12 protein-coding genes are annotated in these 13,937 nt (G+C 39.2%); 2 read left to right on the top strand and 10 right to left on the bottom strand.

Annotation, left to right across the window (positions count from 1 at the left end; genetic code table 11):
* Positions 1 to 9 precede the first annotated feature (9 nt).
* The 5 genes from cysD to cysJ all read right to left on the bottom strand — a co-directional run bounded on the left by cysD (position 10) and on the right by cysJ (position 6,828).
* Complete coding sequence (cysD, locus tag ABN212_RS15140; protein WP_198630477.1) at positions 10 to 918, bottom strand: sulfate adenylyltransferase subunit CysD; 909 nt, start codon at positions 916 to 918, stop codon at positions 10 to 12.
* A gap of 12 nt (positions 919 to 930) precedes the next feature.
* Positions 931 to 2,352 carry a siroheme synthase CysG gene (gene cysG, locus ABN212_RS15135; protein ID WP_198620879.1) on the bottom strand — a complete coding sequence of 474 codons (1,422 nt, stop codon included), beginning with the start codon at positions 2,350 to 2,352 and terminating at the stop codon, positions 931 to 933.
* Between the two features lie 205 nt (positions 2,353 to 2,557).
* Positions 2,558 to 3,289, bottom strand: a complete 732-nt coding sequence (locus ABN212_RS15130) for a phosphoadenylyl-sulfate reductase (protein ID WP_198620880.1) — start codon at positions 3,287 to 3,289, stop codon at positions 2,558 to 2,560.
* The gene (gene cysI / locus ABN212_RS15125; RefSeq protein ID WP_349443379.1) at positions 3,286 to 5,016 is read right to left on the bottom strand and encodes an assimilatory sulfite reductase (NADPH) hemoprotein subunit; all 1,731 of its coding nucleotides are present in this window, start codon (positions 5,014 to 5,016) and stop codon (positions 3,286 to 3,288) included. The genes ABN212_RS15130 and cysI overlap by 4 nt, the downstream gene beginning before the upstream one ends.
* The gene (cysJ, locus tag ABN212_RS15120) at positions 5,017 to 6,828 is read right to left on the bottom strand and encodes an NADPH-dependent assimilatory sulfite reductase flavoprotein subunit (RefSeq protein ID WP_349443377.1); all 1,812 of its coding nucleotides are present in this window, start codon (positions 6,826 to 6,828) and stop codon (positions 5,017 to 5,019) included.
* A gap of 298 nt (positions 6,829 to 7,126) precedes the next feature.
* Here cysJ and queD point away from each other — a divergent pair, with 298 nt between their 5' ends.
* Positions 7,127 to 7,492 carry a 6-carboxytetrahydropterin synthase QueD gene (gene queD / locus ABN212_RS15115; RefSeq protein ID WP_198632679.1) on the top strand — a complete coding sequence of 122 codons (366 nt, stop codon included), beginning with the start codon at positions 7,127 to 7,129 and terminating at the stop codon, positions 7,490 to 7,492.
* An 80-nt stretch (positions 7,493 to 7,572) separates the two neighbouring features.
* On the opposite strand, the gene queE is transcribed toward queD, so the two are convergent.
* Positions 7,573 to 8,244, bottom strand: coding sequence for a 7-carboxy-7-deazaguanine synthase QueE (queE, locus tag ABN212_RS15110; RefSeq protein WP_198632678.1), 672 nt, complete (start codon positions 8,242 to 8,244; stop codon positions 7,573 to 7,575).
* A gap of 166 nt (positions 8,245 to 8,410) precedes the next feature.
* Between queE and ABN212_RS15105 the strand changes: the two genes are divergently transcribed.
* Positions 8,411 to 9,778, top strand: coding sequence for an amino acid permease (locus ABN212_RS15105; RefSeq protein ID WP_098942033.1), 1,368 nt, complete (start codon positions 8,411 to 8,413; stop codon positions 9,776 to 9,778).
* 94 nt (positions 9,779 to 9,872) lie between these two features.
* Here ABN212_RS15105 and ABN212_RS15100 read toward each other — a convergent pair whose 3' ends face one another.
* The 4 genes from ABN212_RS15100 to ABN212_RS15085 form a co-directional block, all read right to left on the bottom strand.
* Positions 9,873 to 11,054 carry a methionine gamma-lyase gene (locus tag ABN212_RS15100; RefSeq protein ID WP_198620884.1) on the bottom strand — a complete coding sequence of 394 codons (1,182 nt, stop codon included), beginning with the start codon at positions 11,052 to 11,054 and terminating at the stop codon, positions 9,873 to 9,875.
* Positions 11,055 to 11,073: 19 nt separating this feature from the next.
* Complete coding sequence (locus ABN212_RS15095) at positions 11,074 to 11,472, bottom strand: hypothetical protein (RefSeq protein ID WP_349443376.1); 399 nt, start codon at positions 11,470 to 11,472, stop codon at positions 11,074 to 11,076.
* 11 nt (positions 11,473 to 11,483) lie between these two features.
* Positions 11,484 to 12,677, bottom strand: a complete 1,194-nt coding sequence (locus ABN212_RS15090; RefSeq protein ID WP_109401386.1) for an NAD(P)/FAD-dependent oxidoreductase — start codon at positions 12,675 to 12,677, stop codon at positions 11,484 to 11,486.
* A gap of 185 nt (positions 12,678 to 12,862) precedes the next feature.
* A complete protein-coding gene (locus ABN212_RS15085; RefSeq protein WP_198625916.1) occupies positions 12,863 to 13,648 on the bottom strand; it encodes an endonuclease/exonuclease/phosphatase family protein in 786 nt (261 codons plus the stop codon).
* Between the last annotated feature and the right edge of the window lie 289 nt (positions 13,649 to 13,937).

Raw genomic sequence — 13,937 nt, 5'->3', positions numbered from 1 at the left:
TTCCTCCGATTAAAAATAACCTTGGCGCTTTTTCAGTTCCATTGAGGCCGACTGATCACTGTCAATTAAACGCCCTTGTCGTTCGCTGCTGGTGGAAATCAGCATTTCTTCAATAATGGCGGGTAACGTTTCTGCTTGTGAAGGAATAGCACCCGTTAATGGCCAGCATCCCAGCGTTCTAAATCTCACTTGTTGCTGTGTGATCACTTCACCCGGTTTTAGATCAATTCTGTCGTCATCTACCATAATTAAGGTGCCATCACGTTCAATAACGGGTCTATTTTTGGCAAAATAGAGAGGAACAATATCGATATTCTCTAAATAGATATATTGCCAAATATCGAGTTCTGTCCAGTTAGAGAGTGGAAATACACGAATACTTTCACCTTTATTAATCTGTCCGTTATAGTTTTTCCATAATTCAGGTCGTTGGTTTTTCGGATCCCAGCGATGCTTTCTATCTCTAAACGAATAAATACGCTCTTTGGCGCGTGATTTTTCTTCATCACGGCGCGCACCACCAAATGCCGCATCAAAACCATATTTGTCTAAGGCTTGCTTTAGTCCTTCTGTTTTCATGATATCCGTGTGTTTTGCACTACCATGAATAAATGGATTGATCCCAAGTTCTGCACCTTGCGGATTTCGATAAACGTTAAGCTCAAAGCCATATTCTTTAGCCGTTTTATCTCGAAATTCATACATTTCTCGAAATTTCCAGCCAGTATCAACATGCAATAAAGGAAAAGGTAATTTTGCGGGATAAAACGCCTTACGAGCTAAATGCAACATCACCGAGGAATCTTTGCCTATTGAATAAAGCATGACGGGATTTTCAAACTCAGCGACAACTTCACGCAGAATATAAATGCTTTCTGCTTCTAATTGCTGAAGATGTGTCAATTGTGTTTCATTCATAACAACCTCGTTTTAGGCAAAATGAACCAAAGGTGAATGGATTGATGATGTTGATTGGGATTGTCTATCACCAAACCACGCAAGTTGGTGATGTAGTGCCGCGACTTCCCCTACAATTAATAAAGCGGGCATTGGCGCGTTTTCGGCTAACTGCGCTAATTGTGTTAGATTTCCCGTGAAAACTTGCTGATCACGACGTGTACCACAACTAATCACCGCGATGGGCGTTAATGGAGAACGCCCGAGTTTAATTAAACGCTGGCTAATAAGCTCGGCTTTTGTTGTTCCCATATAAATTGCTAGCGTATGGTTCGCCTGCGCTAATGAAGCCCAATCAGGCTCTATTCCGTCGGGTTTACAATGTCCTGTCATAAAGGTGACAGTTTGTGCGTATTGACGATGCGTTAATGGAATACCAGCGTATGCACTTGCGCCACTTGCCGCAGTAACCCCAGGAATAACTTGGAATGAAATGCCATGTTGTACTGCAACCTCTAGTTCTTCGCCACCTCGTCCAAAAATAAAGGGATCGCCCCCTTTTAATCGGACAACACGTTTACCAAGTTGCGCATGTTTCACGATCAGCGCATTGGTTTCTTCTTGAGAAACACTATGGTGCCCCGCTCTTTTACCTACACAAATAGTGTCAGCGTCACGACGAACAAGCTCTAAAACCTCTGGACTCACTAAACTGTCATAGAGCACAACTTCGGCTTGTTGAATAACCTGTAAGCCGCGCAGTGTTAATAATCCTGCGTCACCAGGGCCTGCCCCAACTAATGCTAGTTCACCTTGTTGGATCTCTTTTTGTTTCAATTGTTGTGCAAGCAAGGCTTCTGCTTGTGCCAGTTGATCACTTGCCACTAAAGCGGCAAATTTGCCACTAAACGCTTGCTCCCAAAAACGGCAACGCGCTTGAAACGAGCCTAATTGCTGTTTCACTTTATTGCGCCATTTTCCAGCAATTGTTGCCATTGTGCCTAATGAGTTTGGTAATAAAGCTTCTAATTTTTCACGTATCATTCGCACTAAAACAGGGGCTTTTCCTGCCGATGAAATCGCAATCAAAATGGGATTTCTATCGATAATGGCGGGAAAGATAAATGAGCATTGAGGTTGTGAATCCACAACATTGACAAAAATATGCCGTGCTTGTGCATCAAGATAAACTTGCTGATTAAGCACACTGTCATCAGTTGCCACAATCACAAGCATCATTCCTAATAGATATTCAGATTGATATTTGGCTGATACCCATTCAATTTTTTCTTGCTGATAAGCAAGATGTAATTCATCACACAACTGAGGTGCAATCACTCTTAAGCGAGCGCCTGCTCTTAATAACAGCAAAGCTTTACGCGCAGCAACATGACCACCACCAACCAATAACACTGGGCGTTCTTTTAATTCCACAAATAAGGGTAGGTAATCCATACGCGCATTTCACCTTCGTTGTTCACTTTATAACTAACGACTATAAAAGGTGCTTTAAGGGTTATGAAATGACAAAAAGATATGTAATGGAACAGAAAGGAATAAGGAAAAATAAAATATTTTCAAATAGTTATGATTTTTAAAAATGACAAAAAGGGCAATAGATAAGCTCTATTACCCAACTATTTATTGGCAGATAATGACGTTATTCGTGTAATCCACACTCGCGTTTTAAGCCAAAAAATCGTGTTTCTTCTTCACTCATACCCTCTTCCCATTTTCGAGTTGTATGAATATCTCCCACTGAGAGATAACCCTGCTCCCATAAAGGATGGTAAGGTAAGTCGTTTTCTTTAAGATATTGATAAACTTTCTTATTATCCCAATCTACGATGGGTAAAAACTTAAAGATCCCTTTTGCGATTGAAAGCACAGGCAAATGTTCACGACTTTTAGATTGCTGACGACGAAGGCCTGCAAACCACGTTTGAGCCTGTAATTCACGTAAAGCTCTTTCCATTGGCTCTACTTTATTTATCTGGTTATAACGCTCAATACCGTCAATGCCTTCTAACCAAAGTTTGCCGTAACGCGCTTCTTGCCAAGATGAAGATATTTCAGCTCGATAGACCTTCAAGTTAAGTTGTAACTGCTGCGTTAGACTATCAATAAACTGGTAGGTTTCAGGAAATAAGTAACCTGTATCAGTCAAAATCACGGGGATATCAGGGTATTGTCTTGTCATTAAATGCAAACAAACCGCGGCTTGAATGCCAAAACTGGAGCTTAATACAAAGGCTTTAGGTAAATTATCTAAAGCCCAAGTAACCCGTTCAATGGCGCTTAATTGCTCTAACCGTTGATTAATCTGGCTCAAAGCATGTGTCTGCTCTTCAACAGGTAACTGTTTTAGCGAAGCAAGCTGAAATAGACTCATACCGCCTCCTGCACTTCATAAAAATCAATCGCAGAATTAAGTACGGGTTTAACAACGTCAGTGCGAATAAGAAAATCACCAAAACCTTCATTGTTATGACGAGAAACTGCCCATTCACCAATCAGTGAATCAAGTATTGAGATGATTTCTTGTGAGGTAATATTTTCGCGATACATTCTCGGAATACGTGTCCCGATGCGATTACCGCCTAAATGTAAGTTATAGCGATCAGGTGCTTTCCCCACCAGCCCAACTTCTGCAAGCATTGCTCGACCACAGCCATTTGGGCATCCCGTTACGCGCACAACAATATGCTCTTCACTCACACCATGTTTAGCCATTAAGCTATCAAGTGTATCAGTAAATGCCGGTAAAAAGCGTTCTGCCTCTGCCATTGCCAATGGGCAAGTTGGGAAAGAAACACACGCCATTGCATGTTCACGCAGAGGTGTGACGTTATCGTTAATCAAACCATATCGACGAGTAATTGCCTCAATATTGGCTTTTTCATTCTCTGGTACACCTGCGACAATTAAGTTTTGATTTGCGGTAAGGCGAAAATCACCCTGATGAATTTTAGCGATTTCAGCAATACCTGTTTTTAGCGGAGCATCAGGTGTATCAATCAGCCGTCCACTTTCAATAAATAAAGTCAGGTGCCATTTATCATCAACACCTTTTAACCAACCAATTTGATCGCCTCGATGGGTAAATTCATAAGGTCGAATAGCCTCAAAAGTCACCCCCGAACGGCGTTCAACTTCTTGTTTAAACGTTTCTACGCCAACACGCTCTAATGTGTATTTTGTTTTTGCATTTTTGCGTTCAGTTCGATTTCCCCAGTCACGCTGAGTTGTCACAATCGCTTCTGCAATTGCCAATGTATTCTCAATAGGGATATAACCAAACTCACTGGCTAAGCGAGGAAAGGTCTTCTTATCGCCATGTGTCATAGCTAAACCGCCCCCCACAAGTACATTAAAACCGACTAAATGCCCATTTTCAGCAATCGCAATAAAATTCATGTCATTCGCATGAAGATCAACATCATTATGAGGAGGGATCACCACTGACGTTTTAAATTTCCGTGGTAAGTAGGTTTCCCCCAAAATAGGCTCTTCGTCTGTGGTTGCAACTTTCTCTTTATCTAACCAAATTTCCGCATAAGCATGAGTGCGAGGTAATAAGTGTTCTGATATTTTTTTCGCCCACTCATACGCTTCTTGGTGTAACGAAGATTGCACTGGGTTTGAAGTACATAAGACATTACGGTTAACATCATTCGCAGTAGCTAGAGAATCCAACCCTGTTGCTGCAAGCATCTGATGTGCGGGTTTTACATTACCTTTTAAAATACCATGAAATTGAAATGTTTGACGATTAGTAATACGAATACTGCCATAAAGTGTATTTTCAGTCGCAAACTTATCAATACTAAGCCACTGTTTAGGCGAAATAATGCCGCCAGGTAAACGGCAACGTAGCATCATGGCATGGCGAGGTTCTAGCATTTGCTCCGCACGTTCAGCACGAATATCTCTGTCATCTTGCTGATACATGCCATGAAAGCGAATTAACAAAAAGTTATCGCCTTCAAAGCCACCAGTTAAACCATTTTGTAAGTCTTCTGTAATAGTGCCGCGTAAAAAGTGACTCTCTCTTTTCATGCGTTCACTATCAGCCAGTTTCCCTTCAACCACTAAGGGCGCTTGAGTGTGTGATTTCATTTAATAGACATCCCTCTGATAACGCCGTTCTAGGCGTAGCTCACTTAAGTATTCATCTGCTTCTTCAATATTTTTATTGCCATACTCCATCACAATATCTAACAACGCCTGTTCAACATCTTTTGCCATCCGAGATGCATCACCACAAACATAAAGATAAGCACCTTGCTGTAACCATTGCCAAATCTCACTACCACGTTCGCGTAATTTATCTTGTACATAAATTTTATGTGCTTGATCTCGTGACCATGCTAAATCGATATGAGTTAACAGACCGCTTTTGACATAACGTTGCCATTCCACTTGATAGAGAAAATCTTCTACAAAATGAGGATTACCAAAAAATAACCAGTTTTTACCTGTTGCAGCGTCATTTTCGCGCTGCTGCATAAAACTTCTAAAAGGTGCAATTCCAGTACCTGGACCAATCATAATGACAGGTGCGGTGTTATCTTCAGGGAGACGAAAATGTGCATTTTTTTCGATAAAAACATTGACGCTATCGCCTTCTTTTAAGCTATCGGCTAAAAAACCAGAGGCTCCACCGGTATAAGCTCGAGAGTTAACGTCGTAACGTACAACCCCTAAAGTAAGATGTACTTCGTCTTCTACTTCTTGTTGTGACGATGCAATAGAGTAAAGGCGAGGAGTTAGTGGACGTAAAATATCAACAAAATCTTGTGCCGTGGGTTGAGCACAATATTGACGCACCATCTCATTAATAGGATGTTTGTCTGCATATTGCTGAAGCTTGGTTTTATCAGCTACCAATGACAATAGATCTTCATGGCGCGTCAATTGGGCATAGGCTTTTACGATAGGTGCGCTATTTTGAGTTAGTTCACAATGATGTAGCAACGCTTCTTTTAAGGTGAATGTTTGAGATTTTAACGTGACAGGTTCATCACCTTTTAGCCACAACAAGGCAATAAGTTCATCAACTTTTTCAGGTGAGTTATTAAACCAAACGCCTAGCGCATCGCCCGGTTGATATTGTAAATCAGAACCTTCAAGGCTGATTTCAATATGGCGAATATCTCTATCTGAATTTCTGCCTGTGATTTTTTTATTAGTCAGTAATGTAGCAGTAAAAGGGGCATCTCGATGATAAATAGAAGCATTAACTGTATCCGTCGTACCTGACTGTGTTTGTTGCAGGATTTGCGTACTTTGTTCTGGTACTCTTGCTTTTAAGAGTTCTGTAAGCTGTTTTATCCATTCATCCGCAACAGATTGATATTCAACATCGGCATCAACTCTTGGTAATAAACGAGTTGCGCCCAGTTGTGCTATTCGCTCATCAAAGTCTTTTCCTGCCTTACAGAAATGCTCATACGAGGTATCACCTAAGCTCAATACTGCATAAGCCGTTTCTTTCATTTCAGCGGCTTTTTTAGAGTTCAGATATTTATAAAAAGCTATCGCTTCTTCAGGAGGATCACCTTCACCTTGCGTCGATGCAATGATGATCAAGGTTGTTGTTTTATGGATCTGCTTAAACTTATATTCACCTGCGGAATATAGTTCTACATTCAATTTGTGAGCAACCAGATTATCTCGTAACTGTTCGGCAAGATGACGCGCATTACCCGTTTGAGAAGCAGAGATCAATGTAATGGTTTCCTGCTCTGGTACGTGTACTGAATTAACCGCTGTCGATGCGGATACAACAGAAGGATTAAGCTGCCCCCACAAATAGCCAGATAACCACGCAATTTGCGCTGTTGAGAGATCTTTTGTTGCGTCCTTTAATTTACTCAATTGCTCCGAGGTTAATGGAAGCATTGATAATAATGGAGGTTGATTGCTCATTTATCCTGCCTTAAAAAAGCGAAGCACTTATCTGTGCTTTATTGTTCTTTGATAATATTTCTAATATTGAGAGGGTATCTCACGACTAGAAGGCGAATTAAAGACCTGTTGGCTCTATCTAATAACCTTAAATGCTAAATTTATTTATTGGTTTCCTTTATCAATATAATGAATAAGCAAAAAGAAACATAATAAGCCATTAAGATTAAGGGAGATTAGGCGTGATACGCTAAATCAGCTACACTGGTAGACTTCGTTCTATTTGTGTCTTTTTTTTACTAATTAAGTCAAGAGAGTTTTGATGACAACCACCATCTTTAAAGATTTTCAGTTTGAAGCAGCCCACCATTTGCCACATGTTCCTGAAGGCCACAAATGTGGGCGTCTTCATGGACACTCTTTTCTTGTTAGATTAGAACTAACAGGTGAAGTTGATGAACATTCAGGTTGGCTTATTGATTTTGCTGATGTGAAAGCCACATTTAAACCTACTCTTGAGCGTCTAGATCACTACTATCTCAATGAAATTGAAGGCCTAGAAAATCCAACCAGCGAAGTGCTGGCAAAATGGATTTGGCAACAAGTAAAACCGTCATTGCCATTATTATCTGCGGTGATGGTAAAAGAGACGTGTACAGCAGGATGTATTTATCGCGGTGAATAAATCGGGTTTTACATTAACCCATTATCACTTAAAAGAAAATCAGCCTTTTATTGGCTGATTTTTTTATATTAAAAACGCGATCACGCAATATTTAAATACTTATGCGTTTGCATAGAGAAACGCCAATTACGTTCAATACAGGTTTTAATACATAATGCTGTTGCACTCTCTTTACAACTAATGGGCTGTAAGGCAACAACAGGCGCAGGGTGTTCTGTGCGTAATATCAGTAAGGCATCTAACACTTCAATATCTTTTTCACGCCCAACGGGATGTTTTATCTCATTAGCTCTATTAATTGCGCTGGGTAATACCGTCAATCCCCCTTTCATGCCTACTTTTGGGGAAAGTGTCACCCATGTTTTCTCACTACATAAAATATCGTGAGTACCACTGGTTTCTATCTGACAGGCAAAACCTGCTTGCTCTAGCCCTTCTGTTAAAGGACGTAAATCATATAAGCAAGGCTCGCCTCCTGTGATAACCACGTGTTTTGCACTATAACCTTGTTGTTGGAAAAGTGATAAAATCTGAGCAACACTGGCTTCTCCCCAAGTATCGCTTTCTTGCGTTTTAATAGGAATATCGCCAAGAAGAACTTTTTTTTCCTCTTCTTTTTCCCAAGTATGTTTGGTATCACACCAACTACAACCTACAGGACAACCCTGTAATCGAACAAAAAGTGCAGGAACGCCAGTAAAAACACCTTCACCCTGTAAGGTTTGAAACACTTCATTAATGGGGTATTGCATAAGAAACTCTGATATCCAATGAATGCTGATGATTATTACAGATAACTATCTCACCGTAAGAGGCTTTATGATAAGGTACATGGTTTGTTTTGAATAGCTAACGTGCGAGAAGACACTGAAAAAGAGGATAGCATTCCTCCGTTGGACAGAGATGGGAATACTTTAGATGCAAAAAGAGAATCAACTTTCACGAGGATTATCAGGGCGGCACATTCGTTTCATGGCGCTTGGCTCTGCAATCGGTACAGGTTTATTTTATGGCTCTGCGGCTGCCATTGAGAAAGCGGGTCCAGCTGTATTGCTTGCTTACCTTATTGGTGGTGCAGCAGTATTTATGGTTATGCGTGCATTAGGTGAAATGGCAGTTCATCATCCTGTTGCAGGCTCTTTTTCACAATATGCAAGCCATTATATGGGGCCTTTAGCTGGCTTCTTAACTGGCTGGAACTACGTTTTTGAAATGCTGATTGTATGTCTTGCAGACGTCACGGCATTTGGCTTTTATATGAAACTCTGGTTCCCAGATGTTGATCAATGGATATGGGTATTAGGGATAGTTTGCTTTATTGGTGCCTTAAACCTTTGCCATGTGAAGATATTTGGTGAAATGGAATTTTGGCTTTCCATTGTTAAAGTGACCGCCATTATCGCCATGATAATTGGTGGTGTTGTCATTATGATGTATGGCTTTGGCCAACAAACTGAACACCCTATTGGTATCTCTAACTTATGGGAGTTTGGTGGCTTTATGCCGAATGGCATTGAAGGGGTTATCGCCTCACTTGCCATTGTGATGTTTGCGTTTGGTGGGATTGAAGTCATTGGTATTACTGCCAGTGAAGCTAAAGATCCTGAAAAAACCATTCCTAAAGCTATCAATGCCGTACCGTTTCGTATCTTATTATTCTATGTACTGACGATTTTCATTCTAATGTGCATTTTCCCTTGGCAACAAATCGGCCATAACGGTAGCCCATTTGTACAGATTTTCTCAAATCTAGGGATCAATTCAGCGGCAAATATCTTAAACCTTGTGGTTATCACAGCAGCAATTTCTGCGATCAACAGTGATATTTTCGGTGCTGGTCGTATGATGTACGGCATGGCTCAAGAAGGGCAAGCACCAAAATCTTTTATGAAGCTCACTCGCAATGGTGTGCCTTGGATGACGGTGCTAGTGATGTCTGTTGTATTGTTGCTGGGCGTAGTACTTAACTACCTTATTCCAGAACAAATCTTTGTTTTAATCGCTTCTATTGCGACATTTGCAACAGTTTGGGTGTGGTTAATGATTTTGCTTTCTCAAGTTGCTATGCGTCGCAAGATGAGCGCAGATGAAGTGAAAACGCTTAAATTTCCAGTACCGCTATGGCCTGTTGCACCAGCACTGACTATCGTCTTTATGGCGTTTGTTATCGCAATCTTAGGCTATTTTGAGTCAACCAGAATGGCATTGGTTGTCGGTATGGTATGGGTAGCTATTTTAACTGTTGGCTATTATGTCGGTATCAAACCGAGAATGAACCAGAAATAAATCACATTTCTGAATCAAACAATTCTGAGTTAAACAATAAAGGCTGTGGATTAATTCACAGCCTTTTTCTTTATTATAAATTATGCGATTTTCACTAAGCCAGAGCTTGTTTTAAATCAGCAATTAAATCATCCACATCTTCAAGACCAATCGATAGTCGAATTAAACCATCACTAATACCATGTCTTTGTCGTTCTTCTGCACTATAAGTGGCATGAGTCATTGTGGCAGGATGTTGAGCTAAAGATTCGCAATCTCCTAAACTCACTGCTCGACTAAAGAGATTTAAACGATTGAGAAACTCTCTACCCGCTTTTATGCCTCCTTTTAGCTCAATAGCTATCATGCCACCAGATAAACGCATCTGGCGTTTGGCGAGTTCATATTGAGGGAAAGAAACTAATCCCGGATAATAAATAGTTTCAACCTTAGGATTATCTGTAAGATATTCTGCAATACGTTGTGCATTTTGGCAGATCTGCTCCATCCTTATGCCTAGCGTTTTTATTCCTCGCAATATTAACGAAGCATCATGAGGAGACAAACAAGCCCCAGTCATATCCTTTAAACCTTCAACACGTATTTTATCTGCTAGGGCGTGCGTGGTAATAATTGCTCCTGCAGTGACATCTCCATGACCTGATAAATATTTGGTCATAGAATGCACAACAATATCAGCACCAAGCCCCAAAGGTTGTTGTAAATAAGGCGAGCAGTAAGTGCTATCTACCATGACTAAAATATTATGTTGATGCGCTATTTCTGATATTTTTGCTATGTCACTGACACGCATATTAGGATTAGCAGGAGTTTCAAAAAAAATTAATTTTGTTTTCTCAGTAATCGCTTCTTTCAGTTTTTCAAGGTTAGTTAAATCAACGTGCTTTATTTTAACACCAAATTTAGCCAGTCCATGATTGAAAAATGTAAAAGTGCAGCCATAAAGCGTCATATCAGCAATGAGTTCATCACCAGGCTGAAGTAACGACCAGCAACTAGAAGTAATTGCCCCTATTCCTGAAGAAAAAACAACGGCGCCTTCACCATTTTCTAATTGTGCTAAACGCTTTTCTAATAACTCTAAAGTAGGGTTTGAGATCCGAGAATAAAAATACCCTTTTTGTTTTCCAGCAAAGCAATCAGCACCATATTGTGCCGTTGGAAAAACAAAAGTGGATGTTTGAAAAACAGGAGGCACTAATGCCCTCTGAAAATCTAACGGAGAATAACCATAATGTATTGCTTGAGTATTAAAATGTTTATTACTTTGCGTCATTATATCTCCTAATTATTAATTAATTTTCTATTCTTTGGTTATTTTCCCCGATAATTTGAACTGTTCTTAAAATAATTGAGATCCCTTTAAGCGTATCAGGGTTTCTTAATAACGCAAAAGTTGAACCTAATGTATATTTTTTATCTTGATAAATAGATTCTTTCTTTGCCATATTATAAGCAGCACTTAACTCCCATACTGGAATTAATGTTTTTTCAAACGCAACCGAAAGTTTTTCAACCGTTGCATTATCCATAATATCTATTGAGTCAGATATTAAAGATAATAAATCGACGATATTATCAAAGCGCTTTAATGCTAATAATGGTCTTGCTTTTTCTAATAAATGTTGAAGATGTAATTTATCTTCATCAGATAATAGTTGAATATCTGCTGGGCTTAAGTTATTTTCACTCATTATTGTATCCCCTATAATAATCCTCTAACGGTTGCCCAATATAAACCTCGGTTATAACTATTACGCAGTAATCCGCCTAGCTTTGTCGGTGGTGTAGGAATCACGTCATGTTTATAGTCATACTGTAATGGCATACCGGCTGATAATCCCATTTGTGCGACCGCCTGCACACGACCATCATAAATCGCAGCAGGATAACCGTAACGAAGCTCGCCACAGATGTTATTTGCAATTACACCCGCTTGGTTATGACAACTACCACCGGCTTTACTAATCGGTAAATCAACCGTATCACCAAGAACATACACTTGATTTAATCCATAGACTTGCAATGTTTCAGGATCAGTAGGTAACCAGCCTTCACCATTATTATGTTCACTCAAACCTGTATTACGAATCGCCTCAACGGCCGTAATAGGCGGTGTACTCATAAGGATATCAAATGGCTCTGCCTCGCCCTCTTTTGAGTAAGCTATTTTCTTATCAGGATCAACATGGCTCAACGTAAAGCCTCGCTTAGCTTTAATATCTCGCTCAGAGAATACGGCCGGAAGAACTTCACAAACCTCTTGTTGCATAAACAGACAGTTTCTTAGAAGTTGAGCAACCGTAGGATAGGTATAAACAATTTCAATATTATTTCTCACCCGACGCTGACGAAGAAGCTCATCCAGCATCAATGTTGTCTCCATAGGAGCAATACCACATTGATGCGGTACATTAGGTGTTTCAGGGAAGCTAACAGTAATAAATACACGACCTTTTTCAATTTTAGCTAATTTATCAGCAAGTGTTCTTGCGGCTTCATATTGGTAAAAATGATTTCCCGCTTCTTTTAAGCCTTCAATTCTATGAGGACTAGGAACACAACCTGTTGCTAATACTAAAAAATCATAGTTATATTTTTTATTAGATTCGCAATAAATCACTTTATTATTAAAGTCAAAACGTTCTGCTTTATCGATAACAAATTCAATTTCGGGTCTTAATAAACTTCTTTCTGAACGCATTAGCTCTTCTTTTAAAAAAAGATTAAATGCAATATACATAAATGCAGGTTTGTAATAATGATTAGGATTATCTGAAATAAGCGTAATTTTAATTTTATTTGAAAAGATTTCGTCATTTAATTTTTTAGCTAGGATATTAGCAAGAATAGTTCCGCCGGTACCACCGCCAATAATAACTATATTTTTTGTTGGCATTTTATTTCCTATATCTAGTGATATTAGATAGACCAAAAAAGTATAGTAAATAACATTAATATAACAAATAGATTAAATAGATAGATTAGTTAAGCATAATATAGCTATATTAATAAATGATAGATATAATCATATTTAATTTAAATATTAAAAAATTAAACATTAACTTATGTTATTATTACCTACTAATAAAATGTTGCGATTAAAGGATGATGGTCAGATGCATCTGTGATTAAGACCTCAGCTTTATTCAACGATAACCCTCGATAAAAAATATAATCCAAAGGTTTACCAAAGGCTTTTGTACGCCAATCATTATCAAAAATAACTTCTTTAAGTCTTAACGCTCTTGCAAAACGTTTTAATACATTGACTCTTGGGCGGCTCCACGCATTAAAATCACCCGCTAAAATAACAGGTCCTTTGTGATGCATGATATGAACAGATAAATTGCTCAATTGACGCTGATAAACATCGACACCAAAACTAAAATTAATCGCATGTACATTAATAACCATTAAATGATCACCCGTAATTAATGGATATACCGTAATTAATGCTGATTTGGGTAGTCGTAAAAAGGGCTCTTTCTCTCTGAGAGGGCAGCAATAGATAGGATGGGAACTTGATAATGTCATCACACCAGCTGGGTGTTGTTGAAAAGCCAAGGCAGGGACTTGGTCTGCAATTAAATGGTGAATTCCAGCAAAACGTACAAGCTCAGGTGTAGTTTGAGCTTCTTGTAACAAAAGCAAATGCGTATCTGTTGAGAGCGTTTCCAACATATTACGCCAATTGAGTCGTTGCTGTTTATAGATATTCCAAACCGCAATTTTTAGAGTGCCTTCAGTGTAAAGGGGCATTCCGATAGGTAAGGTATCCTTTCTTTCACTTAAAGGTGGGCTGGGCTCAATCCTTTCAACAGGTTGACCTGCTACAAAACGCACTGAATAATTCGGTTTTTTCGCCATTAGCAACCTCAGATAAACAGCAAGATATCTTGCTATAACTAAAGTATACCAAAGCCAAGCTTCGCTCTCACCCTTTAAAAGGACACCATAATCAACAAAAGTAATTATTTTTATATATAATAGTTATGTTTACTTAAAATTATCCGATTAATTTATTTTTTATTCTAAATTTTAAGCAAAAAAAAACCTAAGTCGTTAGACTTAGGTTTTTTAATGTTGGCGGAACGGACGGGACTCGAACCCGCGACCCCCTGCGTGACAGGCAGGTATTCTAACCAACTGAACTACC

Source organism: Proteus genomosp. 6 (assembly GCF_040139785.1).
Classification (GTDB): Bacteria; Pseudomonadota; Gammaproteobacteria; order Enterobacterales; family Enterobacteriaceae; genus Proteus.
This window is presented reverse-complemented; position numbering and strand designations above follow the sequence as displayed.